The sequence below is a fragment of the Enterococcus sp. R12 genome (assembly GCF_058135755.1).
In genome coordinates, this window is sequence record NZ_CM176874.1 from 2,002,574 (window position 1) to 2,027,948 (window position 25,375).

The following is a 25,375-nucleotide window of genomic DNA, read 5'->3' on the forward strand; positions in this document are numbered from 1 at the left end:
CGCCAAAGCGCTCCTTTCGATTGAATATACCTCTATAGTATTGGCTATTTGTGATGATCTTGTGAGGGAAAGAACAATTATTTTTTCAAAGAGTCATTTTCCTATTAAATCAGCGATTATTCTGTGATATACTTTAAAAAATATAAATTATTTTTAAGGATGTGAATAAATTTGCAAAAAATATTGATCGTTGATGATGATACTCATATGCGTGCCTTAGTGAAAACTTATGCGGAGATCGAAGGGTATCTATGTTTTGAGGCAGCGGATGGAAAAGAAACTTTGGAAAAATTAACCAATCATTCATTCGATTTGATCCTCCTAGATGTCATGATGCCGGGAAAAGATGGCTTTCAGACGCTTTCGGAAATCAGAGGCAGCTGTAACACGCCAGTCATTATGATTACCGCTCGAAAGGAAGAGTATGACAAACTCTTTGGCTTCAATCTCGGTGCCGATGATTATATTGCCAAGCCATTTAGCCCTAAAGAGCTGATGGCTCGCATCAAAGCTGTGTTGAAACGAAGCAGTCAGTTTCAGTTCGAAAAGATCGTTTTTGGTGATCTCGAAGTCAATGTTTTTTCTCATACTGTAACGATCAAAGGGAAACCTCTGCCGCTTACACCAAAAGAATTCGATCTGCTGGTCTATTTGACGAAAAATAATCATATCGCTTTGAGCCGAGAATCAATTTTAGAAGGTGTCTGGGGCTTTGATTATTTCGGAGATACCAGAACAGTGGATACACACATCAAGTCCTTGCGAGAGCGTCTAGGGGATTACCGAGAGTTGATCCAAACGGTTTGGGGAGTTGGGTATAAATTTGATTATGAAGACTAGTCGGTTAGGTTTTACTTACATCAAAAGTAAATTACTCGTGCGGCTTTGGTCCGCCAATATGCTGCTGGTCATCATTGGCATCGCTTTTTTGTGGACTGTTCAAATTTTGCTATTTGAACCAAATTATATCAATGTAACGAAAGAATCACTTTTAGAAACAGTTCAGGAAACAGCTGCCGCTATTGAAGAAATGGCAGTAGATCCAGATGACTTACCAGAAGAGCCATTACTTTTCCTCAGTAAAACGATCGTTGGGACTCTTTTCTTAGTCGACGAGGATGGCGAAATTCTGGCGGCATTTAACAATGGACAGCAATTAAACATAGATGGGTTGAGCAACGAATACAACTGGTTGTTATCTCACGCACCAACTGTCCTTGATGGTGAGAGCCTGAGTGCTGTAGAAGACTTTGAAAAGTCTTCTGCCATTCTTATTGGCGTTCCTACCACTCTTTTCCAACGCCCAGCTGCCCTTTTGCTCTCCAATACGATCACTCAAATCGAAGCGCTTCAAAGCTTGAATCGACAGCAACTCTTTCTATTCACCATCATATTAACTATTTTTGCGTCAACGATCTCCTTTTTTTTAGCACAGCATTTTATTCGCCCGATCAAAACCATCAAAGAAGCCATCATCCGCTTAACCAACGGCGAGCTTTATTCCGTACCCAAACTTAAGCGTAGTGATGAATTAGGTACACTTTCTGAATCGGTTGCGGACTTAAGCACAGAACTTCAGCGAGTAGACGTCTTGCGAAAAGAAGTCATTGCCAATGTTTCTCATGAACTACGCTCCCCCCTCGCGTTGATCACTGGCTATGGGGAGATGGTACGTGATGTATCTGGAAACGACGAACGCCTTCGAAAAGAACATATGGACCTAATTATCAGCGAAGCCCACCGCATGAGTGCTATGGTCGATGACATCATGGATTTCTCTATCATGCAAGCTGGCTACACACAACTTAAAAATGAAATCTGGAATACATACGAGGTGGTTTCCTCCGTCGTTGCTTACGCAAGAGGGATCGCCAATCAATATGACATCACTGTCGATTTTGAAGCAGATCGTACGGATGGAAATGCTCTTTTTGATCGCATCAAAATGGAACAGGTTTTGCGTAATTTAATAAACAATGGCATCAACCATACACCTAAAAATGAACGACTCTTAATCAAATTAACGAATACATCTGCAGGAACAAAAGTTGCTGTCATCAACCCTGGAAAAGATATCCCTCCAGAACAACTCGAACTTATTTGGGAAAGATACCAACGCGTCCAACATCAAGCAGGACATAAAGAAGGAACCGGCATCGGCTTAGCGATCGTAAAAACGATTTTGACTTCTCATGCCTTCGAATATGGTGCTGAGTCGAAAAATGGCGTGACTTGTTTTTGGTTTGTTGTGCCGAGACTAGAAGATCATGCAGTTCTTTAATAAATGCAGCTCTTATATTTTCAGGCACATCTAAAAACCTCTTACAACTCATTTCCTGTAAGAGGTTTTTATGATTCGCTGATTTTCAAGGACCTAACCATGAATAAGAGGTCAGAGTTAAGAATTAAAAGACATCCAACGCTTCCCAGAACTCTTGGAATTTTTTAAACAGATTTTTTGATTACTTATTTTTTCTATGTTCTTCCAGACGAAAGACATTCAACAATGACACAGAAACGGGAGAAGAATCAGGATTTGTTTCCATGATATCCTCCATAAATGCCCACCATTTTTGATTGACCTTCGTCCTTGATGCTTGTGCCCAAAGCTTCTCATCAGTTATTTCTAAAATACCAAACAAATCATTTGTCTTAGGATCTAAGTAGATTTCATAGCTTTGAACACCATGCTGGGAAAGCATATCTACCATTTCAGGCCATAACTCGTCATGACGTTTTTTATAAAGTTCTTGATACCCATCAAGCAATTTCATTCGGATCGCTTTTTTGATCATCACATCTTCACTCCTTCACTATTACCTGTCAATTTTATAATATATGATTCTCATATTCTTTTCGACCATACTTCTTTTGGGGGGATTTTAGTCTCTTGACAACCCTTACATTATCCGTTTACTCTTAAAATAGAAAAAATTAGGAGGAAACTTATGTCCTACTGGCAAAATGATCACCGAAATTGGTCACCAGATTCGCTTTATTTAATAGAAACACCTAGCCAGATGTGTAAAGAACTGCTTTTCTACGTTCAAGAAACTGGTCATTTCAAGGCGTCTAAACCTTATTTTACTGAAAGAGAAAATTACCCTTCCTACCTATTGAAATTTACCCATAGTGGGCAAGGAACGCTTTTTTATGAAGGAAGTACCTATACTCTTGAAAAAAATAGTTTCTTTTTGATCGATTGCAAAAGATACCAGCATTATTTCACCTCCAGTAATGAGCCATGGGAGATGGATTGGATTCACTTTTATGGTCTTGGTACAGAAACTTTTTACAACTATTTTCTTCGATCAGGATCAAATAAATGTCAGTCTGCAAATTCAAAAATTCCAGCCATCATCCAAAAAATACAAAACCAGCTCTTACAAAAAAGTGGTAAGAGCGAATTCAAAGTATCTTTGTTGATCCACGAACTCTTAAATGAGGTTATCCTCAACAAGTATCATTCCAATGATTTTGAGGATGACATTCCCTACCATATAAAAGAGATTCGTGCATATTTAGAAGCAAATCTCACTAGAACCGTTACCCTTGACGAACTAGCCACAGCTTTCAATCGTGATAAATTCCATCTCAGCAAAGAATTTACGAAATTTCAAGGAGTACCGCCAATCGAATACCATCTCTTAGCTAAAATATCTTATGCAAAAGAACTGCTGCGATTTACCTCACTCAGTATGAAAGAAATCAGTGAGGTAATCGGCATCAAAAACTCATCTTACTTCAGTCGTCTCTTCAAAAAAAGAACTGGTATGACTCCATTAAACTACCGTAAATCAGATTAAGATGCAAAAAGGTGCTTGTTTCCCTCAAGCACTCTTTTTGCCATTTTTTTTAATAGACTTCTTTCCATTCGTCGATGTTGCTGCTATCAAATCGGAACGGCTCTCCTAGGAAGGACTCTGTGCCGCCATCAGGTGCTTCGGTGATTTCTTTCGTTCCTAAATCTCCTGCTTCAAATGTTTCCCCTACGGAACCGCTAATGTCTTCTTGTGCCAATGCGGTCAACAAATAACCGGTCATATAGCCAATATCGATAGGATTCCAAAGATACATATATGGGCAGACATCATTGTCAATGTATGCTGCCATTTCAGAAGGAAGCCCCAGTCCTGTGACTTTAATATTGTCCGAAACGCCTTTGTCTTGAACAACTTTAGCGGCAGCTGCGATACCGACGGTAGAAGGTGACATGATCACCCTTAAATCAGGAAAAGATTGCAATAATGCCTCTGTTTCAGAAGTAGATTTATCTCTCAGGTCATCTCCATAAGCAATTTTTACAAGCTCAAGTCCGGCATATTTTTCATCTTCTGCCATCAGTTCTTCCATCCCAGCAATCCAAGTATTTTGATTCGTGGCAGTACTGGTGGCGGAAAGAATTGCAAATTGTCCCTCTCCTCCTGCCAGATCTAAGACAGCATCCATCATTGCAACAGCAATCGCTTTCGGGTCGGCTTGATTTACATGAGCCTGTCTTGATTCTTGGTTGACTGCAGAGTCAAAGCTCGTGACAGCAATGCCTAGATCCATTGCTTGCTTTAATGCAGGCTGCAATGCGTTCTCATCGTTTGCTGCGATGGCGATTCCATCCACGCCTTGTGTGATCAACTCTTGAATTATATTGATCTGCTGCTCTGCCGTGGGCTGATCTGGTGTTTTTTCAATGACTTGATACCCTTGCTCTTCAATCGCCTTCTTGAAGCCCTCAATCTGTTTCTCATTAAACGGGTTGCCAGCACTTTTAGCCACGATTGCGTAAGTTCCTGATGAATTCTCTACATTTCCAGCACTTTCCTGCCCATCGCCGCAAGCAGCTAAAAACATGACAGCTGTGGCGATTGATAAACCGATCCATTTACTTAGTTTCATTGATTGTCCCTCTTTTCATCCATTTAGTTGAGATTTTTGATAGATCAAATCTAGTAATTAAAACGCTGATAATCAGCAATACACCTAAAATCATTGTAATCGTCTGCGCTCGCAGATTGATGATTCCCAAACCATACCTTAAGAAACCAATGATAAAGGTTCCTAAAATCGGCCCAAAAACTTTTCCTTTGCCTCCACTAGTACTGATTCCGCCAAGGACACACATGGAAATCACTTCCAACTCGTAACCAGAGGCAATATCTGCCCGAACGCTAGACATTCTTGAAGACAAAAATAAAGCGGTGATTCCAGCCATAGCCCCCATTAGTGTATAGACGATTAAAAGATTCTTTTTCGTTTTGATTCCTGAAAACAAACTTGCTTTTTTGTTGCTTCCCATCGCATATAGTTCTCTTCCAAAAGCTGTCTTCGTCATAATCAAACAAAAAACAATTGCTGTAAAAACAAAGGCAAGAGCAATCAGCGGTATCTCCCCTAATTTTCCCCATCCCAATTGTTGGAACCAATCCGGAAAGCCTGAGATCGACTGATTCTCCAATAATATATAAGCAAGCCCTCGGTAAATCGTTAGCGTTGCCAAAGTGATGATCATCGTTGGCAACTCAGGAAATAAATTGACGAGGATCCCGTTAAGCAAACCACAGACAGATGCCAGTATAAGACAGGCAACGATGGCAATTACCATAGATCCGGTCTGCTGATAAACGAGTCCCATGCCGACCGCTGATAAAGCAACGGTTGAACCGATAGAGATATCGATCTCCCCCAGAAGTAAAATCATCGTCATAGGAAAAATCATAAAAGATTTATCAAGGAAATTCATCATCGCTGTACTTATGGAACCTGCGTTTAAATAATTTGGTGAAATCATACTGTTCATTATCTGGATCCCCACCAGTATCAAAAGCAGAATAAATTCCCAAGAAAAAAGAAATCTCATCCATGGGGATTTTTCATAATCTGGAACGGTCTCTTTTCTTTTAGCCATTACAATTCTCTCCTTTTCAGTGCGGCAGCATCCGACCGGCGTTTCATTAATACATTCATTACAATAGCAGCAACGATGACCACTCCTTGAATCGCATCCTCCCAAAAGGTTGACGCATTTAACAACGGCAAAGCATTATTCAAGATACCGAAAAGTAATGCCCCCGTAATCAAGCCAGAAATTTTCCCTACGCCTCCATTAACACTAACACCCCCTAATACGCAAGCTGCAATCACGTTTAATTCATACCCAGAAGCAGTATCTCCTTGTGCAGAAGCAAACTTACTGACCCATAAAACACCCGCTAAGCCAGCAAGCAAACCATTGAGCATGTATACAAGAATCAACGTTCTTTCTTTACTGATCCCTGTGATCGCCGTAGCCTCTTCATTGGATCCCACAGCATACATGCGACGACCACTTCTAGTAAAATTCAAAATATAATAGAAGACTGCCAGAACGATGAAAGCTGCCCAAATCAAATGATTTATACCTAAAAATGAACCTGTTGCGATCTCTTTAAAAGCATCAGTCATTTGAAAAGCACTGACCCATTGATTATCACCAACGATGTAGGTTAAACCGCGATAGACATTCATCATCCCCAGTGAGGCAATAATCGGCAGGATCCTTCCTTTGGCAATCAAAAGGCCTAAGACCAGTCCTGAGAAAAGCCCCACGAAAAGCCCCACGAGCACGGCAACTATAACCGGGATGTTCGGAAAATCTCGGATAAAAACCGCTGAGGACATCCCAGATAAAGCAACAACTGCCCCCACAGAAAGATCGATTCCGCCTGTGATCAAAACCATCATCATTCCCACAGCCAAAATAGCTAAAATAGAAGTGTTGGTCAACATATCGGTCAAATTGACCATTGTCAGAAAACTGCTGTTTTGAGTTTGGATAAATACTGATGCTACTAAAATAAATAAGATCAATCCAAGTTCCCTTGAATTAGGAAGTTTATCTTTTAATCGCTTGATACCAAATCCGTTTTGCTTTTGCAACTCATTAAGTTCCATTACAAAACCTCCTTTACTTTTACAGAGTTGCTGGATACCTTCTCAACATCCTGGGCGATCATCGCAAGGGCCAGAATACGTTCCTGTGTGGCTTCTTCCACTGACATCTCGCCAGTGATTTTCCCTTCCTTCATGACATAGATACGATCAGCCATGCCCAAAACTTCAGGCATCTCCGAAGAGATCATTAGAACTGCATAACCTTTAGAAGCAAGATCGCTGACAATTTCATAGATAGCCGCTTTAGCTCCGACATCTACTCCTTTCGTCGGTTCATCGAGAATGATCAGCTTCAAAGAAGAGGTAAGCATTTTTGCAACAACGATTTTCTGCTGATTCCCTCCTGACAACGTGGAAGCTTTATCTGAGATACTTCGACACTTAATTCCCAGCTTATTCGATAACTCCTGAGCCAACTGATTTTCTTTTTTGGGCGCTAGCCAAATTGAATTGCTAATTTTTCGCATGTTGGAAAGAGTAATATTATCACCGATCGAAAAATCTAAAATCAGCCCTTCTTTTTGACGGTCTTCCGGTAGCAGACCGATTCCATGAGAGAGCGCATGGTTTGGGTTTTTCGGAACGAATTTTTCCCCATCCAGATAAATCGTTCCCTGATCCGCTTGGCTGATTCCAACAATCGATTCCACTACTTCAGTTCTTCCAGCTCCTACTAAACCGGTCAGAGCTACGATTTCTCCTGCTCGAACACTGAGATTAATATTTTTGTAATAGCCTATCTTCGACAGTTGCTCCACACGAAGTACTTCTTCTTTGGGAGTCAGCGTTTGTTTTGGAAAGAGTTGGTTGATTTCTCTGCCAACCATCGCCACGATTAAATCATGGTTGGCGATTCCGTTCACATCCCAACATCCAATATATTGTGAATCCCGAAAAACGGTGACTTTTGAAGCAAGGCGATACATGTCTTCAAAACGATGAGAGATAAAAATGATCGACTTACCTTCATCTCGCAAGCGTTCCGCCAATTGATAAAGCTCTTCACTTTCAGAAGCAGTCAAAGCTGCAGTAGGCTCATCCATGATAATGATATTGGCCTTCTGCGAGAGCGCTTTTGCTATTTCAACGATCTGCTGCTGGGCGATTGAGAGCTCTCCCATCCGATCTTTTGCAGAAAAATTAGCTTTCAGTCTTTTGAGAAGACGGTCCGCCTGCTCATTCATTGCCTTCCAGTTAAGTGTTTTTAGTAAACCGTTCGTCACCTCATGCCCCAAGAAAATATTTTCTGCAGCAGTCAAATCAGGATATGCGACGATGTGTTGGTAAATGGCAGCAATTCCCGCTTCTCTTGACTCGGTGGTATTTTTAAAACATACTTTCTTGCCTTTAAGATAGATATCACCTTCATCCGGCTGGTGGACGCCAGTAATTACTTTGATAAAGGTTGATTTTCCTGCACCATTTTCTCCCATCAGTGCATGAATCTCGCCTTTGCCTAATTTGAAATGGACATTATCAAGTGCCTTGACCCCAGGGAATGTCTTAGTGATACCTTTAAGCTCTAAAACCGTTTCTGACATCTTCTTTCATGACCTCCTTTGAAATCGTTTTCTATAACGAAAAGTATAGCCCGTATATGGTGAGGAAACGAGGGGAATTCTTTGGTTCAGTGAGTGTTTTTTTTCGAAAAATCAGCATAAATGACACTTTCTTGGCATCATATGTTCCAATATTGTCAAAGCGCTTTCAACAAAAATTATCCTTTCTAAAATTTGCTATAATTTCACCTGTACTGAGTGGGAGAGATTAGCAAAGGGGTGCATATAATGAACGAGGAGAAAAAAAATCAGCCACAAACCCTTAAAGGCGAACAGTCCTTTAAAATGACTAAATTGAAGGGTTCCCCTACAGTGATTCAAAGAAAATACTACGAGGAGGCCATTTTTATTTATGTAAGAAGTGGTCAGGGTTCGTTATTTATTGAAAATACTTGTATTAAAATCAATCGGTATGACTTCGTAATGATCTCGCCTTCCGTTCCTTTTCATATCGATCAGTCAGACAATGATGTGATCATGATTATTCAAGCACCACCTAAATTTATTAAAAAAGATCTTTTTCCAGCCTTAAAAAATAACGAACAAGTAAGTCCTTTTTTCTTTCCATTCGTTTACGAGACACCAATGAAAACACCTTACATATATTTTAAAAGCCGAGACACCTCACCGTTAAACTCTTTCAACAATTTTTACTACGAGTGGCAAAAAAAAGACAAAAACCCTCGAATCATTACTTTGTTTTTGGCAATCATGATTGAAGACATCAGCCAGTCCTACGAGATGATTACCTCCTGCAATCTTTTCAAAAAAGAATCGGTGGATATTCAAGGAATCATTGATTATATTGAACTGCACTTAAATTCGATCACACTAAAAAAATTGGCACGTCATTTTCATTACAATCCCACTTATCTATCCACTTTTTTCAAAAAGAATACATCCATGAAATTTTCTGATTATGTCAAGATGCAAAAAATGGAAAAAGCTAAGGAATACTTGTTGCATACCGATCATTCGATCGATCAAATTGCTATCTTGTTAGGTTACTCTGATCGCAGTCAATTCTTTCAAGTCTTTAAAGCCTATTATGGTATTTCACCCAGCGATTTTAAAAAAAGTCGACGTTCTCATACCTTTTGTGACAAGTAATTTCATGATCGTTATCAATGGACAGGAAAGAACATTTTCACCACAAAAAAAGCCTTGATTTCTCAAGACTTAATGATTTCTTGTATTTCAGCCATTGATTGGACGGTATGGTCGGCAGATACATCTTTTAAGAGACCTTCTATATCATAAAATATCGTCTTGACACCTGCTCCTTGTCCTGCAAAAACATCCATCGTGCGATCACCGATCATGACAGTCTGATCTTTGTCTAGTTGATACTTTTCAACAAGATAAATCAGGGAAGTTGGATCCGGTTTGCGGGGGAAGTTGTTTTCTGGGCCAACGATCTCAACGATAAGGTCTGCCATCTGTTCTTTTTCTAACAGTTCTTTCGTTGAGACGACATCGCGGTGGGTCAAAATGTAGTTCTTGCCCCCAGCAGCAACCACGGCTTCTAATGTTTCTTTGGTTCCTGCAAAGGAAAGCGGCAAACGATCATCCAGCGCTTCATTTGCTTTAAATGCTTTAGTGAACTCTTGAAAATCTAAGTTGTATTTTTCAGCAACTTTTTTGGAAGATGAATCTTTCAGTATATAATAAATCTCCGCTGGATCTGGATCAAAGCCATACTCCTTCAATGTCTTGATAAAAGCTTTTAACATGATTGGGTAGCTGTCGTAAAGTGTTCCGTCAAAATCCCATATGTAAGATTGGTACATGATATCCCTCGTTTTCTCCCTTTTTCAAATGAATGAAAGTTCCATTCATTTTCAGTAACTCTAAAAAGTTTACCACACTTTGTTTGGTTTGTCTTATTTATCAAGGGATTTCCTCTACAAGAAAAAACGCCATTGACCATACAATCCTTCCGCTTGCACAAACCTACATGCAAGCGAATGCATTGCAGAACAATGAACGTTCCTCACTACGAAAAATTACCAGCTACCAGAAACACCGCCACCGCTGCTGCTTCCTCCGCTAAAGCCGCCAAAATCATTCGAAGAACTTTGCGTATCGGCAATGACTTGTTCTTGATGGGTCACATGATTATTCATCATTACAAAGAACAACGCCATATTCATACCATGGGGGTCATACTCTTGGCGAGCATTATTCAAAACGGCTGCTCGATCAGAAGCATCAAATGAGGATAATTTGTTCGCTAAATCTGGGTGATTTTGATAAACCTGTTTCAAGTCAACTTGGAACAAGGCATCTGTTTTCACTTCCGCTAGAACATTAGAAACTTCTTTTGGAATGGCTTGTACCATCTCAGGATAGGTCGCTTTTTCCGTCACAAGTTGAGCTAAGTATCGCCCTTGCTCATTGCGTCTTCTGATCTCTTCTTTGGCTTGCTTGGCTATTTCTGCTCGATAAGCATCTGCTAAAGGCAGATTCTCGGGTAACACCGCATCAGTCAAATCGTAGTCTGCCAACCGTTCAGTCACTTCCCTGCCTAATTGGGCTTCATAGGTTTTTAAGGTGTCATGTTGTGTAAGGATCACCTGACCGAAATGTTTGACCGTGGTTTGTTTCTTCATCAGCAAGTTTGAAAAATAGGCGCCAATTGCTGGATTCGTCAAGCCGTGTTGGATGACTCGTTTATCCGCTGTCGACAATCCAGTGACCGAAGTCAATTTCGCTGGCACATAAGTCCTCGTCACATACTGCGTAAATGCTTGTTGACAATCTTTTGCTGTCTGATACTGATGGTAACGCTGATAGTTCTTTCTATTGCTAGCCCATTTCAAGAAATCTTTCTGTTGGAAGTGACTATCTTCTAACAGATGTTTCGGCAATGGCAGGTGCTCTTCAAAACGCCGTTTGGTTTTAAGATGGCGAAAACTGATGAACCCGACAAGGCCTGCAGCTGCTGCCGCTACGACACCACTGACGATTTTACCAATAGTGAACCACATCTGCTTAGTGGCTTCTGCTTCTTGTGCCTGTTTTTCTGCTAACATTTGCTTGCCATCTTGATAGATCGTCCCTAAACCAATCGTTTCATCCGCTTCTTTCATTCGCTGATAGACTTCATTAGAAGCTGCCAATATCGCTGTATCATAATCTTCATCTCGTAATGCGTCTTTGGCATCTTCATCCACTAAATCATCTTCCGATAGCTCACTGAAGACATAGGATAGTCCATCGCCATAACCCAGACGAAATTCACGATCGTCAATGGCAAAGAGAAACAATAGTCCATTATTGTCCTCTGGATTTCCTAAACCATACTCATTGAACAGTTCCAAATTACGCTCTTCAATCGATTGCCCATCTAAAGAAGGGATCGTGATCACAGCATATTCTGGTGCTCCAGTCAATGATTGAAAGCCCTCTTTATTCAAAGTATCGATTTGTTTGATCGTCTCTTGTGAAAGGACCCCGGCATCATCACGAACAAATGTCTGTCCAAAGGCAATTGATGGTTGAAGGACAAAAAATCCCATCAAACCAACAAAAACCAACATCCCAAGTTGGAAGATTTTCTTCATTTTACCACCCCTTTTCATCGTGTTATCTTTCATTGTATTCGATTTCAAATGATAAAACATCCGCCTTAAGCATGAAAAAAATAGTTACATGACTAAAAAACCTTTAAAAGACAGCATTTTGGTCGGTCTTTTAAAGGTCATTTTATCATATTTTCCTAGTAAAGGAGTACAAATTAATTTTTGAATGAATGGATCGGAGCGGGAATACGTCCCCCACGTAAAATGAAATCAGTAGACTGTGCAGGATTGGTTTTCATCACTGGTGCCGTCCCTAATAATCCACCAAATTCAATGCGGTCGCCGATTTTTTTGTCTTTCGCTGGAATGATTCGGACAGCTGTCGTCTTGTGGTTGATGACGCCGATCGCTGCTTCATCCGCAATCATTGCGGCGATCGTCTCAGCAGAAGTATCTCCTGGAATCGCAATCATATCCAAACCGACAGAACAGATCGCCGTCATGGCTTCAAGTTTTTCTAAATTCAATAAACCAGCTTCTACAGCCTTGATCATCCCTGCGTCTTCAGAAACGGGGATAAAGGCACCCGACAGACCTCCAACATGGTTACATGCCATTACGCCGCCTTTTTTTACTGCATCATTTAACAAGGCCAAAGCCGCCGTCGTTCCGTGGGTACCGACAGATTCTAGACCCATTTCTTCTAAAATCAATGCCACACTATCGCCGACTGCAGGAGTTGGCGCCAGCGAAAGATCGACGATCCCGAATGGAACGCCCAAGCGCTCTGAAGCCACGCGCCCGACCAATTGCCCCATCCGCGTGATCTTGAAAGCTGTTTTTTTGACTGTTTCCGCCACGACATCAAAGGACTCGCCTTTGACTTTTTCCAAGGCACGTTTGACGACACCAGGTCCGCTGACACCAACGTTGATTTCCACATCAGCTTCACCGACCCCATGAAAAGCACCCGCCATAAAGGGATTGTCTTCCACTGCATTCGCAAAGACGACGAGCTTCGCACAGCCCATATCTGATGCCTCAGACGTCTTCTTGACTGTTTCTCCCATCAGACGTACTGCATCCATGTTGATCCCAGCTTTCGTTGATCCAATATTGACCGACGAACAGACAAAATTGGTTTGAGCCAAGGCTTCTGGAATCGATTCGATCAATGCAAGGTCGCCGCTTTGATAGCCTTTTTCTACTAGTGCGCTATAGCCGCCGATGAAATTGACTCCGACTTCTTGCGCCGCTCGATCCAAGGTCTTCGCAACTTTGATACAGTCTGCGGGTGTCGGCTGGCAAGCTGCCACTACGATCGCTACAGGGGTAACCGAAATCCGCTTGTTAATGATCGGAATGCCATATTCACTTTCGATCTCTTCGCCGACTTTGACAAGATCTTTCGCTTTTGTTGTAATTTTTTGAAAAATTTTCTCACAGGTACGATCAATGTCGGCGTCAATACAATCCAATAATGAGATCCCCATTGTGATGGTACGAATATCTAAGTTTTCTTCTTCCACCATGCGAATGGTTTCAAGTATTTGATTTGTCTCCATAGTGCCTCCTATAATTTGTGCATGGTATCAAAAATCTCTTGATTTTGAATGCTGATTTTTACACCTAATGTACGACCAATTTGGTGAAGCTCCTCACGAACACCATCAAAATCCTGATTGGCATCCATGTTTAAAAGCATCATCATCGTGAAGTAATCTTCCATGATCGTTTGGGACACATCTAAAATATTGATTTCTAATTCTGCTAATTTCTGGCTAACACCAGCAATGATCCCAACCTTGTCTTTTCCAATAACGGTTAATACGGCTTTCATATCCTCCCGCCTTTCATAAAATTTTTCTTATTATAGCACAACAAAACCACATTTTCGATGTAACATCAAACGAAAATGTGGTTTATTCTTTAAATGTTCGTTATTACGCCCGTTCAATCAAGTTTGCTTGGCTATCAAACTCATAAATGATCGGCTGTGCGTTAGGAATATCGATCGTATCCATGGCATCTTTTGGCACGTCTTCCAAGTATTTGACTAACGCCCGCAAGCTGTTCCCATGACCAGTAATGAGAATATTCTTATGATCTTTAAGTAACGGAACCACCTGGTCTTGCCAAAATGGGACTACTCGCGCCACCACCATCCCCAGATTTTCTCCCTTAGGTATCAAGCGAGGGTCTAAAGAATCATAGCGTCGGTCTAAATCATTTTCCTCCACATATAAAGGCGGTTCATCATATCCACGTCGCCATTTTTGCACCTGTTCTTTTCCATACTTTGCCACCATCTCATCTTTATTGACCCCTACTAATTGGCCATAATGACGTTCATTTAGGCGCCATGTTTTTTTCACAGGGACCCAAAGCTGATCGCTGGCTTCCAGAACGGCATCGCAGGTGATGATCGTTCGCTGCAGCACAGATGCAAAGGCAAAATCAAAGGAAATCCCTAATTCTTTGATCTGTTCCCCCGCAGCCCAAGCTTGTTGTCGGCCTTTTTCGGTCAGAGAAACATCCAGCCACCCTGTCCAGTAATTTTCAAAATTTGCTTCGCTTTCACCATGTCGAATCAATACGACCTTCATTCTATCGCCTCCTCTTCTCTTTTATTATCGCAAGAAATCCAAAAAATGTCTTATGTTTCGTTTTTGCCGCTTTGTTTCAGACAACTTTTTATTTTGTCATTGCAGATCCTGTTTCTCGTTTAAGCGAAGCTGCTTTCTTTCTTCACTATCCGTTATTTTCTAAGCATCCTTTCAAATAGATGTGTATAGAAAATGGCTGCTGCGCCTTTTCCACTTTGTTCTTCCTTGGATTGCAAATAATTTGAATAAATGGTTTTACGCTCTACAACAATTTTTGACTTTTTTTTTTTGACTTATTGACTTCAACTGATGTTATGCTATGATAGTTTCTATCACTTATATGTATTTTTATACATTTATTAGTTATTATTTGCATTTTTAATAGATGCGCAGAAAAAGTTAAAGGGGCGTTTACATGAAAAGGTTTAGTAAGGGTACTGTTTTATTAGGGATCATCACAGCGTTGCTGCCGTTTTTCTTTGTCGGACAAGCACATGCAGAAGAAACCGATCCAATCTATGAAAAAGTCAAAGAAAATGGTGTATTGGTCGTGGGTTTATCTGCCGATTATGCACCATATGAATTCCGTGCCAATGTTGATGGAAAAAATGAAATCGTGGGGATCGATATCTCGATTGCCCAAAAAATTGCAGATGACTTAGGGGTCGATCTGAAAATTGAGGAGCTTGGGTTCGACGCGCTGTTAGGGGCTCTAAAAACGGGCAAAATCGATGTCGTCATCTCTGGGATGGCTGCTACGGATGAGCGCCGTAAAGAAGTCAATTTCACTGACACCTATATGGAGGTCCAACAGACCGTTCTGGTTCGAGCAGAAGACGCGGATCGTTTCCAATCAACGGCTGATTTTGATGGTGTAGCTGTCGGTGCACAACGACAAACCACACAAGAAGAGCTGGCAAATACAGAATTGACTGGCTCGACCGTCACCTCTTTGCAAAGGGTGCCTGATTTGATCACCAATCTAAAATCACGCAAGATCGATGCGATCGTGATGGAAGGTCCCGTCGCCGAAGCTTATGTGACGGCGAATGATACCTTGGCATTAGCCGAAAATGTCACGTTTGAAAACGGCGTGAAGGAGACCGCGATCGCCATCTCGAAAGAAGCGCCAGTTTTACTGGAAAAACTCAATTCCTCCATTGAAACTATCATTAGTAATGATCTTTTAAGCCAATACAAAGAAGATGCCTATCGATTGATGTTTACCGAAGAAGGCACGATCGATGAAGAGCAAAGCTTTTGGGAAAAATATCTGCCTTTTTACATCACTGGAACTGGCTATACGATCTTCCTAGCCTTGGTTGGGGTATTATTCGGCTCCATCGGTGGCAGCTTGTTAGCCTTTATGAAGCTTTCTAAATCAAAAGCACTGAAAGTCATTGCCGCTGTCTATATTGAATATGTTCGGGGAACACCTTTGTTAGTACAAATATTTATTGTATACTTTGGAACAGGCGTGTTAGGCTTAGAGCTTTCGAAATTAGCTGCTGGCTGTATTGCCTTAGCACTAAACAGTGCCGCCTATGTGGCAGAAATTATTCGTGCTGGGATCAATGCCGTCAATAAAGGACAGCTGGAAGCCGCTCGTTCATTAGGCATGAATCAGATCCAAGCGATGCGCTTCATCATTTTCCCGCAAGCCATCAAAAACATCTTGCCTGCTTTAGGAAATGAATTTGTCACGGTCATCAAAGAGTCTTCGGTCGTATCGGTAATCGGTGTGTCTGAACTGATTTTCCAAACAGGCGTCGTTCAAGGGGCCAGCTTCAAACCGTTTTTACCATACGTTATCGTATCATTGATCTACTTTGTATTGACCTTCGCCCTCTCACGTCTATTGGGTGTTGCTGAAAGGAGAATGAAAACTAGTGATTAAAGTTGAAAAATTAGTGAAAACATTTGGTGAGAATACCGTCTTAAAAGAAATCGATCTTGAAGTGACACCTGGTGAAGTCGTTGTGATCATCGGACCCTCAGGAAGTGGGAAAAGTACTTTCTTACGCTGCTTGAATCTTCTTGAACAGCCGACTGGCGGGAAAATTACCTTCGAAGGCAATGATTTATTGGCAAAAGGGGTGAAAATCGATCAGATTCGTCAAAAAATGGGAATGGTCTTTCAAAGCTTCAATTTATTCCCTCATAAAACGGTGTTAGAAAATCTGACTATCAGCCCGATCAAAGTCAAACAGCAAGAGCAAGCTGCTGCCGAAGAGACAGCGAAAGGATTGCTGGAGCAAGTTGGCTTAGCTGAAAAAGCGGATAGTTACCCCTCTAGCCTTTCTGGCGGGCAGCAGCAACGGGTGGCTATTGCTAGAGCATTGGCAATGGATCCTGATGTAATGCTCTTTGACGAACCAACCTCAGCATTGGACCCAGAAATGGTTGGAGAAGTGTTGACAGTCATGCAAGCTTTAGCAGAAAAAGGCATGACGATGGTGGTCGTTACCCACGAAATGGGCTTCGCTAAAGAAGTTGCCGATCGTGTCATCTTTATGGCTGACGGTATCATTCAAGAACAAGGAACACCAGAACAGATCTTTGAGCATCCGCAAAATGCGCGGACACAGGATTTTTTAAGCAAAGTTTTATAGAAATTGGAGATGACAAAATGAACCGTCCGTTGATTGCAGAACGTTTTTTACAACCAGAAGAAAATCTTTTAATGGAGATCGCCACTCTTGCGAAGAAAACCCCAAATTTGATTGATTTGTCGATTGGTGATCCTGATTTGATTACAGATGCGACAATCATTGAAGCAGCTTTTGCTGACGTCAAAGCGGGTCATACAAAATACACCGCTTCAGACGGCAGTGCTGATTTTATCCAAACTGTCGTTGATTTTTATCAAAAGCAATACCAGCTTACTTTTTCTCCTAGTCAAGTACGAGGAACTGTCGGTGCATTGCATGGCATGTACTTAGCTTTGGCTGCCATCATTGATCCCGGTGATGAAGTGATTATTCACGAACCGTACTTTTCGCCTTACAAACAACAAGTCGAACTAGTCGGTGGTGTGCCAGTCTTTATTCCGACCTTTGAAAAAGATGGCTTTCAAATCGACGTCGAGGTTTTAAAAGCCGCTATCACTGAGAAAACCCGTGCAATCATTATCAATTCACCCAACAATCCTACTGGTGCTGTTTTTTCTCCAGAAACTTTTGAAAAAATCGCAGCAGTTGCCATTGACCATGACTTACTAATCCTCTCGGATGAAGTCTATGAAGCCTTTTGCTTTGATGACACCTTTGTACCGATGGCAGCCTTCGCACCTGAGAACACCATCACTTTCAGCAGTTTCTCAAAAGCCTTTGCCATGACTGGCTGGCGGATCGGTTACATGATCGCACCTGAATCGATCAATCTTACGGCAAAACTGATCAATGAGGCGATCGCCTATTCGGCACCAACTCCTTCACAACGGGCAGGTATTTACGCATTGAATCACTATGATACCCTCGTGCCGCAAGTGGTTGCTGTCTTTAAGGAACGACTGACTTACATTGAACAACGGGTTGCTGAGATCCCGTTCCTTTCCTTATCCCCAGTCAAAGGAAGCATGTATGCCTTCATCAACATTGAACAAACGGGGTTGGACTCTGTCAGCTTTGTCGAGAAATTATTAAAGGAAACCAGTGTGCTGATGATCCCTGGGAAAGCCTTTGGAGAAACGACCGGCGATGGCTATGTTCGCTTAGCTGCCACCCAATCGTTGGACTTATTGAAAGAAGCTTTCGACCGGATTGCCGCGTGCTCATTTGATTAAAGAAAATCCCACTCACTTCTAGTGTGTGGGATTTTTTTTGGTGGTAGCCGTTTTTCAAAAGTATCACATTCCATATAAAAAGGGACAGAAGAATCCGATTTGATTCTTCCATCCCCTGACTATCTGCTCGTTTTTACTTTTTTGCTTCTTCCAGCAGTTTTGCCAGCGCTTCTTTTTGATAAGCTTCTGTCAATTCAGCGATTTTTGCTTTTTGGGCTGCCTCATCCATAGTTGGATCAGCCATTAATGCAGCTTGCATTTTTTCTTGGACATAGGCTTGTCCTTGTGTTTTCATAGTGTCTGCTTGTTCTTTCGCTAAAGAAGCCAGTTTTTTTGCTTGATCCACACTCAAGACTTCCCATGAATCTGGTAATGAGAACGTATTGGTACGGCTGACATATTGGCCATCGTTATCAGCGATCCCGAACAAGAAGCGTGATAGGTCACTTTTATAAACCCAGCGCGTCGTTTTTGTTTCTAATTGAGCTGAATCAGCCCCTGTTTCCACGACATTGGTCACTTTATCAGTACCAGTTTGTTTTGGTTCCTCTTGATCAGCATCCGTTTTATATAGGTAGATTTTTTCCGTACCATCTCCTAATGGCTGATACAATAGCAAATCAAAATTCTCGTTATCGGCACTAGAAACCAGTGGGGTTGTTTTAGCAGTCGTTTCTTTTTCCATTCCAAAATGATAGGTCAAATTGGCCATCAATGCGACGACACTTGCCACGAAGACTAGACCTAAGACCAATGATAAACCTGTTTGCCGCTTGTTTTTGGCAAAGACATTCAATACGGCAAATCCTAACACGCTAAGAACGATCAAAAGCAAGATCATTTGTCCGCACCTCCTTCAAGAACCGTCAATCGTGGTTCTTTTTTCTTTAAGGAGAAGGCGATCAAGAAACCTAAGAAACTAAAGACCGCTGCCACATAAAAGGCGGCATGGTAGCCGGATAAAGTCGCTTCGATTGCTTGGTCTTTGTAGGCCAAAGGCGTTTTATCCAACAAAGAATCACTTGGCAAATTGCCTTTAGTCACGTTTGTCAAGACACTGATCAAGATAGCTGTACCAATCGAGCTGGCTACTTGACGGAACGTATTGTTTACTGCGGTACCGTGACTGATCAAGTTTCCAGGCAAGGCATTCATTCCTGAAGTCGTTACTGGCATCATCACCATTGAGATCCCGAACATCCGAATCCCATAAAGAATAATGATATGCAAAATCGGTGTATCTTTTGTTAGGAAAGCAAATGGTAAGGTTGCAGCGGTCAAAATAAACATCCCGGTGATGGCTAAACGTTTTGCACCATACTTATCAAAGATCGCACCAGTGATCGGCATCATGATTCCCATGATCAGCGCACCTGGTAATAACATCAATCCTGAATGGAACGCTGATTCACCACGAATGTTTTGGATATACAATGGGAGAACCATTTCAGCACCGATCATCGCCATATTCGTGACCCCTGAAAGGATCGATGCCAAGGTAAAGGTCGTTGATTTGAACACGCGCAACTCTAAGAACGGATGCTCAATGAGCAATTGACGCCATGCAAAGAAAGCAATGAAAAAGACACCGGCTGCAAGAAAACCGATTACTTCAATACTGCCCCACCCTTTGTCACCGACGCTTGAAAAGCCATAGAGCAATGTACCAAAACCAAGCGTTGATAAAATTGCTGAGAACAGATCGATTTTCGGATGCGACAATTCAATCACACTCTTCATTAGAAAGAGCGCTAAGACTAAGACTAAAACGACGATCGGAATGACCATTCCGAACAAATAGCGCCAGTCATAATGATCAATGATCCAACCAGATAACGTTGGGCCTAAGGCTGGTGCTAACCCAATAACGATTCCTGACATGCCCATGGCTGAACCGCGTTTTTCTGGTGGGAAGATCGACAACATGATATTTTGCAAAAGCGGCATCGAGATCCCTACACCGGCAGCTTGCACTAAGCGGCCAATCAATAATGTAGAAAAGTTCGGTGCAGCAAAACAAGCGATCGTTCCTGCAAGGAAGATGCTCATTGCCGTTAAGTAAAGACTTCTCGAGCTGAACTTGTTGATCAGCCATGCGGTGATCGGGATCATGATCCCATTGACCAGCAAGAAACCAGTGGTCAGCCATTGAACATCAGATGCTGAGATGTCAAAGGCATCCATCAAAGTTGGAAAAGCCGTTGTTAACAATGTTTGGTTCAAAACAGTACAAAACGTACCGATCAGCAAAACCATGACCAGTAAAGAACGGTTGTAAGGTTTGCCGTAGATATCTAAAGGACGACTCGTTGACATATTTCACACTCTTTTCAGTATATTTTTCATAAAACCTTCTTTACTTTAAATCTTTCCCTAACATTTGTCAACCTACTTGACATAAAAGTAAAACATGTTACAATATTAACAAATATCTTTACAAGAATGGAGTCCGTATGTCTCATCTTTTTCGAAAACTCGTTGATAATGAAAACTTGTTGGTTGGCATCAGCGAACTTAGCCAAATGTGTGATATCTCCCCTCGCCAATTGCGTTATTGGGAACAAAAAGGATTTATTCAATCGGTCCCACAAGAAGAAAATGCCCCACGAAAATACCGACTGCCCACGGTCGTCAAAGTGGAAATGATCAAAACGTTTTTAGATGAAGGCTTTACGTTGGCCAAGGCTGTTGAAAAAGCGGACAAAAAAATCAAGACCGCCCATCATATTCGCAAAGTGTTTTCTGGGGTTTTACAAAATTTAGAAGTCATCAATGAACGCTTTACGATCATCAGTCTGGGACCAGTAGATGACGAAGGAAAAATCCTCCATATCATTCACGATGAAGAAACAGAACGATTGCAATACGAAGTGCTGCCTGCTAATCAAACGATCGATTTTGAAAAGTTCAAGCAATGCACGTCAAAACAAGCAGAATAAAAAATCTGCCTAGCCTATTCGTTACGTGCAGCAAGTATCCATGACAATGATGCTTGCTGCACGTTTTTTGAATGTCTTGCCTTTGATTCAAAGAGGTGTTGATTCATTTACAAGCAAAAAACCTCATGATATAGTCGAAGGGAGAAACGAACCTTTATCAGAATGGGAAGTGTCATATAAATGGAAAAAGAAGTCTTTACCCAACAAATCAAGGGCGGGTTGATTGTTTCTTGTCAAGCATTGCCTGGAGAACCCTTGTATACCGAAAAAGGCGGTGTCATGCCCCTATTGGCAAAAGCAGCTCAAGAAGCTGGAGCTGTTGGCATCCGTGCCAATTCCGTTCGCGATATTCGCGAAATCCAAGCCGCTGTTGATCTGCCGATCATCGGAATCATCAAAAAAGACTATCCACCTGAAGAACCATTTATCACAGCGACCATCAAAGAGGTGCACGAATTAGCAGCTTTACAGATTGCGGTGATCGCTTTGGACTGCACCTTGCGCAAACGTCATGATGGCTTGACCATTAATGCCTTTATTAAGCAAATCAAAACTCTTTATCCCCATCAACTACTCATGGCAGATATCGCCACCTATGAGGAAGGCATCAATGCCTTTGAAGCGGGTGTTGATTTTGTTGGTACAACGTTGTCCGGCTACACGGCGAATAGTCCCACCAATGACGAACCAGATTATCAATTGATCCAGCAATTGGTTGCAGCAAAGGTTCCAGTGATAGCCGAAGGCAAGATCCACACCCCGAAACAAGCAAAGAAAATCCAAGATATGGGTGTGACGGGTATCGTGGTTGGTGGTGCCATCACCCGACCAAAAGAGATCGCCAGCCGATTCGTGCAAGAGCTGCGCAACTGAGTCGTTCATTTCCTAAAATAAGTCTTTCACTGCGCCTTGTGACAGAAGGCGCATTCTTTGTTGTCTTTTTGAGAAACGTTTATACTTAAAAGAGAACGAATGATAACAGAGAAAGCGAGTGAAGAAAATGACAAAAATCAATGCTGGTACAGCAATGATCAAGGTTTTTGAAGCTTGGGGCATCGACCATATCTATGGAATCCCCGGTGGCTCTTTCAACTCAACGATGGATGCTTTGTACCATGAACGGCAATCGGTCAAGTATATTCAAGTACGTCATGAAGAAGCGGGTGCGCTGGCAGCAGCGGCTGATGCCAAGCTAACGGGAAAAGTCGGTGCGGTTTTTGGTTCTGCTGGTCCGGGTGCCACCCATTTGATCAATGGCTTATATGATGCTCAAATGGATAACGTGCCCGTCGTTGCCTTGTTAGGACAAGTAGCTTCGAGCTCGATGAACTACAATGACTTTCAAGAAATGAATGAAAATCCGATGTTCGCTGATGTCAGTATCTACAATCGCACGGTCATGTCCCCTGAAAGTTTGCCCCACGTGGTGGACGAAGCCATTAAAGCAGCCTACAAATTTAAAGGAGTCGCTGTGGTAACGATCCCGGTCGATTACGGGTTTGCAGAAATCGACGAACAGGAGATTGCAACCGCAAAAAATCATAAGACAGGTGTTCTCCAACCTGATGAAGAGGATTTACAGGCTGCCCTTCCTTATTTTGAACAAGCAAAAAAACCCGTCCTTTATATCGGACAAGGTCTCTTTGGTCATTTTGATGCCATCGATGCTTTTTCTAAGCATTTCTCGATGCCTATCGCAGCTTCTGTCTTAGCCAAAGGCATCGTGCCTGATCTTTATGAAAACTTTCTTGGATTTGCTGGACGGGTTGCGACAAAACCTGCCAATGAAGCTTTGGCAGAAGCCGATCTCATCGTTTTTGTCGGCAGTGACTTCCCTTTTGGCCGCCGCTTTTTCAATCCTGGTGCCAACTTTGTCCAAGTTGATATCGACGCCTCGAAATTTGGTCGTCGTCATCAGACGGATGTCTCCGTTTTAGGAGATGGTGCGACTGCTCTTAGAAAATGGACAGAGATGGCAGCCCCTCGTCCTGCAGATGCTTGGTTAAAAGCCAATCAAGAAAACTGTCGCAATTGGCATGAATGGCGCCATCGTTTTTACCACGATTCGCAAGAGCCTTTGCGTCCTGAACCTGTCTATCGAGAAATCAACCGGATTGCAGCTCCTGATGCTCTGTTTGTCACGGATGTCGGTAATGTGACGATCCACAGTATCCGTCATTTAGAAATGACGGGTGAACAGCGTTTTACAACGTCTGGCTGGTTTGCGACAATGGGTAATGGTGTACCTGGTGGGATCGCAGCTCAATTGAGCTATCCGAATCGCCAAGTATTTACCTTTAGTGGGGATGGCGGTTTTGCGATGCAAATGCAAGACATCATCACCCAAGTGAAATATGATTTGCCAATCATCAACGTGGTCTTTTCCAATGACTCATTCGGTTTCATCGAAGCGGAGCAAGAAGATACCGAGCAAACCAAGTTCGGTGTCCAACTAGCCGGTGCTGATTTTGGTAAAGTTGGGGAAGCATTAGGTGCGAAAGGCTTTACGGTAACGAAGGAAGAAGAATTAGCATCCGTCTTTACACAAGCTAAAGAAAGCCACGGACCTGTGGTGATCGATGTCAAGATTGCTAACGAACGACCTCTTCCTGTCGAAGAACTGAAACTTGATCCGAACCGCTTCAGCGCTGAAGAAATCGCAGCTTTTAAAGCAAAATACCAAGTTCATGATCTGCCAGCTTTGAGTGAGTTGTACAAAACATAAATGCTGTAAAACAATAGAAATTAATAAAACACTATATTTAGGATACCACCGCTGATTCAATCAGCTTAGGTTTACCTGGATATAGTGTTTTAAATTACTCAATATAGATCAATCGGTATGTCTGATCAATTGATAATTGTATTTCCTTCTATTGTTTGTTTTGAATGCGTTCAAGAATAGGTAAATAGGCATTTGCATATTCCCCTTGATGAAAGCATTCCAAAAATCTTGGAGTCAAACAAGTACTAAGAAATTCTGGATCTAATTTCTTCAAAATGTTTTCTAACGATATAGTTGTGGTTTGCCGTAACTGTTTCAATAAGTGGACATTTTTGTTTTGCGAAGCCTTATTTTCAAGTGGATACCCTTGTCCTCTTGAACTGTTTATTGCACGGTCAATTATCATCTCTAAATTAATTTCTGCTCCCCAACCAAATCCTTTCGCAAATGGAATAGACAAGGCATTTCCATTATTGATCTGTGAAAACAAAAAAGCATCTGTTGGATCAATACAATAGCCACAAAATACTCCCGGATATGAATTTAAGGACATTAATGCGCCTTGACCTGTCCCACAGCCTGTTAATACAAAGTCGACTGCCTGGCTATTAAGTAGTAACGCCGCCTGAACACCTAGGTGCAAATAGGTTAGCCTCGGATTCTCATCAGTGTATGCTTCAGGAAGATCTTTACTCAGCAACGGCTTTTGCATCCCGACATTATAGACTGTATGCTCACTTTCTTTAACTACCTTCTTTAGTGTCTCAAAAATAAGCGGGTTCTTGTTTGATTGACTAAATTCATTCAATAATGCAATTCTCATTCGAGCACTCCTTTTCCATACTTTTTATCGAGAAAGAATTTTGATAAATCTTTCGACATCATCTTCATCTTTTAATTGTTTTAATGTACTTTCGTCCGCTAATTTTGCAGCAACTTGCGACAATAACTTTAAGTGAATAGTCACTCCTTCTTGATTAGCTGGGACTGCAAATAAGAAAATTAACACGACAGGTTTTTCATCGTAAGATTCCCATTCTATTAATTGAGAAGTCTTTCCAATTGCAAGACATGGTTTTAATACCCCAGCTGATTTTCCATGAGGAATTGCTACATTATTTCCCATGCCGGTTATTCCCTCTTCTTCTCTTAGATACACATCTTTAACAAACAAATCTTGATCTACAATATAGTTTTGCTTTGCCAGTAATTGAGCAAGTCGGCTAATTGCTTCTTTTTTATTAGAAGCATTCAAGTCAAGATCAATTAGTTTATGATCAATGATATCTTTCACGTTAAGACTCATAATTT

General features: G+C 41.7%; 24 protein-coding genes. 10 read left to right on the top strand and 14 right to left on the bottom strand.

Translation table 11 applies throughout. The annotated features are described in order from the left end of the window. The first annotated feature begins 171 nt into the window (after positions 1 to 171). Positions 172 to 840, top strand: a complete 669-nt coding sequence (locus tag ACTW1R_RS09260) for a response regulator transcription factor (RefSeq protein ID WP_074932592.1) — start codon at positions 172 to 174, stop codon at positions 838 to 840. After that, complete coding sequence (locus tag ACTW1R_RS09265) at positions 830 to 2,281, top strand: sensor histidine kinase (protein ID WP_159161614.1); 1,452 nt, start codon at positions 830 to 832, stop codon at positions 2,279 to 2,281. Before ACTW1R_RS09260 ends, ACTW1R_RS09265 begins: the two co-directional genes overlap by 11 nt. A 181-nt stretch (positions 2,282 to 2,462) precedes the next feature. Here ACTW1R_RS09265 and rhaM read toward each other — a convergent pair whose 3' ends face one another. Continuing rightward, positions 2,463 to 2,795 (bottom strand): L-rhamnose mutarotase, encoded by a 333-nt coding sequence (gene rhaM, locus ACTW1R_RS09270; RefSeq protein ID WP_074535264.1) that lies wholly within the window; start codon positions 2,793 to 2,795, stop codon positions 2,463 to 2,465. A gap of 153 nt (positions 2,796 to 2,948) precedes the next feature. On the opposite strand from rhaM, the gene ACTW1R_RS09275 reads away from it, so the two are divergent. Further along, positions 2,949 to 3,806, top strand: coding sequence for an AraC family transcriptional regulator (locus ACTW1R_RS09275; protein ID WP_074535263.1), 858 nt, complete (start codon positions 2,949 to 2,951; stop codon positions 3,804 to 3,806). Between the two features lie 49 nt (positions 3,807 to 3,855). Here the strand turns inward: ACTW1R_RS09275 and ACTW1R_RS09280 are convergent, their stop codons facing one another. The 4 genes from ACTW1R_RS09280 to ACTW1R_RS09295 are packed head-to-tail and all read right to left on the bottom strand — an operon-like array spanning position 3,856 to position 8,468. Next, positions 3,856 to 4,893 (bottom strand): rhamnose ABC transporter substrate-binding protein, encoded by a 1,038-nt coding sequence (locus ACTW1R_RS09280; RefSeq protein ID WP_270290281.1) that lies wholly within the window; start codon positions 4,891 to 4,893, stop codon positions 3,856 to 3,858. Next, on the bottom strand, positions 4,880 to 5,902 hold the full coding sequence (locus ACTW1R_RS09285; RefSeq protein WP_201689293.1) for an ABC transporter permease: 1,023 nt from the start codon (positions 5,900 to 5,902) through the stop codon (positions 4,880 to 4,882). The genes ACTW1R_RS09280 and ACTW1R_RS09285 overlap by 14 nt, the downstream gene beginning before the upstream one ends. Beyond that, positions 5,902 to 6,927 (bottom strand): ABC transporter permease, encoded by a 1,026-nt coding sequence (locus ACTW1R_RS09290; RefSeq protein WP_270290279.1) that lies wholly within the window; start codon positions 6,925 to 6,927, stop codon positions 5,902 to 5,904. Before ACTW1R_RS09290 ends, ACTW1R_RS09285 begins: the two co-directional genes overlap by 1 nt. Then, positions 6,927 to 8,468, bottom strand: a complete 1,542-nt coding sequence (locus tag ACTW1R_RS09295; RefSeq protein ID WP_270290278.1) for a sugar ABC transporter ATP-binding protein — start codon at positions 8,466 to 8,468, stop codon at positions 6,927 to 6,929. Before ACTW1R_RS09295 ends, ACTW1R_RS09290 begins: the two co-directional genes overlap by 1 nt. Positions 8,469 to 8,714: 246 nt before the next feature. Between ACTW1R_RS09295 and ACTW1R_RS09300 the strand changes: the two genes are divergently transcribed. Further along, the gene (locus ACTW1R_RS09300) at positions 8,715 to 9,596 is read left to right on the top strand and encodes a helix-turn-helix domain-containing protein (RefSeq protein ID WP_142973289.1); all 882 of its coding nucleotides are present in this window, start codon (positions 8,715 to 8,717) and stop codon (positions 9,594 to 9,596) included. A gap of 62 nt (positions 9,597 to 9,658) precedes the next feature. Here ACTW1R_RS09300 and ACTW1R_RS09305 read toward each other — a convergent pair whose 3' ends face one another. From ACTW1R_RS09305 to ACTW1R_RS09325, 5 genes are all read right to left on the bottom strand, one after another. Then, entirely contained in the window at positions 9,659 to 10,276 is a 618-nt protein-coding gene (locus ACTW1R_RS09305) for an HAD-IA family hydrolase (protein WP_005230151.1), read from the bottom strand. 216 nt (positions 10,277 to 10,492) lie between these two features. Beyond that, a complete protein-coding gene (locus tag ACTW1R_RS09310) occupies positions 10,493 to 12,085 on the bottom strand; it encodes a TPM domain-containing protein (RefSeq protein ID WP_334202381.1) in 1,593 nt (530 codons plus the stop codon). A 140-nt stretch (positions 12,086 to 12,225) separates the two neighbouring features. Next, positions 12,226 to 13,575: a PFL family protein gene (locus ACTW1R_RS09315; protein ID WP_489927264.1), complete on the bottom strand. Its 1,350-nt coding sequence runs from the start codon at positions 13,573 to 13,575 to the stop codon at positions 12,226 to 12,228. Positions 13,576 to 13,583: 8 nt separating this feature from the next. Next, a complete protein-coding gene (locus tag ACTW1R_RS09320) occupies positions 13,584 to 13,850 on the bottom strand; it encodes an ACT domain-containing protein (protein ID WP_005230142.1) in 267 nt (88 codons plus the stop codon). 103 nt (positions 13,851 to 13,953) lie between these two features. Next, the gene (locus tag ACTW1R_RS09325) at positions 13,954 to 14,616 is read right to left on the bottom strand and encodes a 2,3-bisphosphoglycerate-dependent phosphoglycerate mutase (RefSeq protein WP_156236685.1); all 663 of its coding nucleotides are present in this window, start codon (positions 14,614 to 14,616) and stop codon (positions 13,954 to 13,956) included. Between the two features lie 415 nt (positions 14,617 to 15,031). Between ACTW1R_RS09325 and ACTW1R_RS09330 the strand changes: the two genes are divergently transcribed. The 3 genes from ACTW1R_RS09330 to ACTW1R_RS09340 are packed head-to-tail and all read left to right on the top strand — an operon-like array spanning position 15,032 to position 18,400. Beyond that, positions 15,032 to 16,513: an ABC transporter substrate-binding protein/permease gene (locus ACTW1R_RS09330; protein WP_005230136.1), complete on the top strand. Its 1,482-nt coding sequence runs from the start codon at positions 15,032 to 15,034 to the stop codon at positions 16,511 to 16,513. Further along, positions 16,506 to 17,228, top strand: a complete 723-nt coding sequence (locus tag ACTW1R_RS09335) for an amino acid ABC transporter ATP-binding protein (RefSeq protein WP_005230134.1) — start codon at positions 16,506 to 16,508, stop codon at positions 17,226 to 17,228. The genes ACTW1R_RS09330 and ACTW1R_RS09335 overlap by 8 nt, the downstream gene beginning before the upstream one ends. 17 nt (positions 17,229 to 17,245) lie before the next feature. Further along, entirely contained in the window at positions 17,246 to 18,400 is a 1,155-nt protein-coding gene (locus tag ACTW1R_RS09340) for a pyridoxal phosphate-dependent aminotransferase (RefSeq protein WP_016611109.1), read from the top strand. 133 nt (positions 18,401 to 18,533) lie between these two features. Here the strand turns inward: ACTW1R_RS09340 and ACTW1R_RS09345 are convergent, their stop codons facing one another. Both ACTW1R_RS09345 and ACTW1R_RS09350 read right to left on the bottom strand, forming a co-directional pair. Further along, on the bottom strand, positions 18,534 to 19,241 hold the full coding sequence (locus ACTW1R_RS09345) for a DUF4811 domain-containing protein (protein ID WP_271814581.1): 708 nt from the start codon (positions 19,239 to 19,241) through the stop codon (positions 18,534 to 18,536). Continuing rightward, the gene (locus ACTW1R_RS09350) at positions 19,238 to 20,716 is read right to left on the bottom strand and encodes an MDR family MFS transporter (RefSeq protein WP_271814579.1); all 1,479 of its coding nucleotides are present in this window, start codon (positions 20,714 to 20,716) and stop codon (positions 19,238 to 19,240) included. Before ACTW1R_RS09350 ends, ACTW1R_RS09345 begins: the two co-directional genes overlap by 4 nt. Positions 20,717 to 20,853: 137 nt before the next feature. Between ACTW1R_RS09350 and ACTW1R_RS09355 the strand changes: the two genes are divergently transcribed. From ACTW1R_RS09355 to spxB, 3 genes are all read left to right on the top strand, one after another. Continuing rightward, positions 20,854 to 21,339: a MerR family transcriptional regulator gene (locus tag ACTW1R_RS09355; RefSeq protein WP_005230125.1), complete on the top strand. Its 486-nt coding sequence runs from the start codon at positions 20,854 to 20,856 to the stop codon at positions 21,337 to 21,339. 180 nt (positions 21,340 to 21,519) lie between these two features. Then, positions 21,520 to 22,212: an N-acetylmannosamine-6-phosphate 2-epimerase gene (locus tag ACTW1R_RS09360; RefSeq protein WP_271814577.1), complete on the top strand. Its 693-nt coding sequence runs from the start codon at positions 21,520 to 21,522 to the stop codon at positions 22,210 to 22,212. A 127-nt stretch (positions 22,213 to 22,339) separates the two neighbouring features. Beyond that, positions 22,340 to 24,064: a pyruvate oxidase gene (gene spxB / locus ACTW1R_RS09365; RefSeq protein ID WP_271814575.1), complete on the top strand. Its 1,725-nt coding sequence runs from the start codon at positions 22,340 to 22,342 to the stop codon at positions 24,062 to 24,064. Between the two features lie 148 nt (positions 24,065 to 24,212). Here spxB and ACTW1R_RS09370 read toward each other — a convergent pair whose 3' ends face one another. Both ACTW1R_RS09370 and ACTW1R_RS09375 read right to left on the bottom strand, forming a co-directional pair. Continuing rightward, a complete protein-coding gene (locus ACTW1R_RS09370) occupies positions 24,213 to 24,887 on the bottom strand; it encodes an RpiB/LacA/LacB family sugar-phosphate isomerase (protein WP_375826576.1) in 675 nt (224 codons plus the stop codon). Positions 24,888 to 24,911: 24 nt separating this feature from the next. Beyond that, positions 24,912 to 25,370 (bottom strand): PTS sugar transporter subunit IIA, encoded by a 459-nt coding sequence (locus tag ACTW1R_RS09375; protein WP_142964834.1) that lies wholly within the window; start codon positions 25,368 to 25,370, stop codon positions 24,912 to 24,914. Positions 25,371 to 25,375 lie beyond the last annotated feature (5 nt).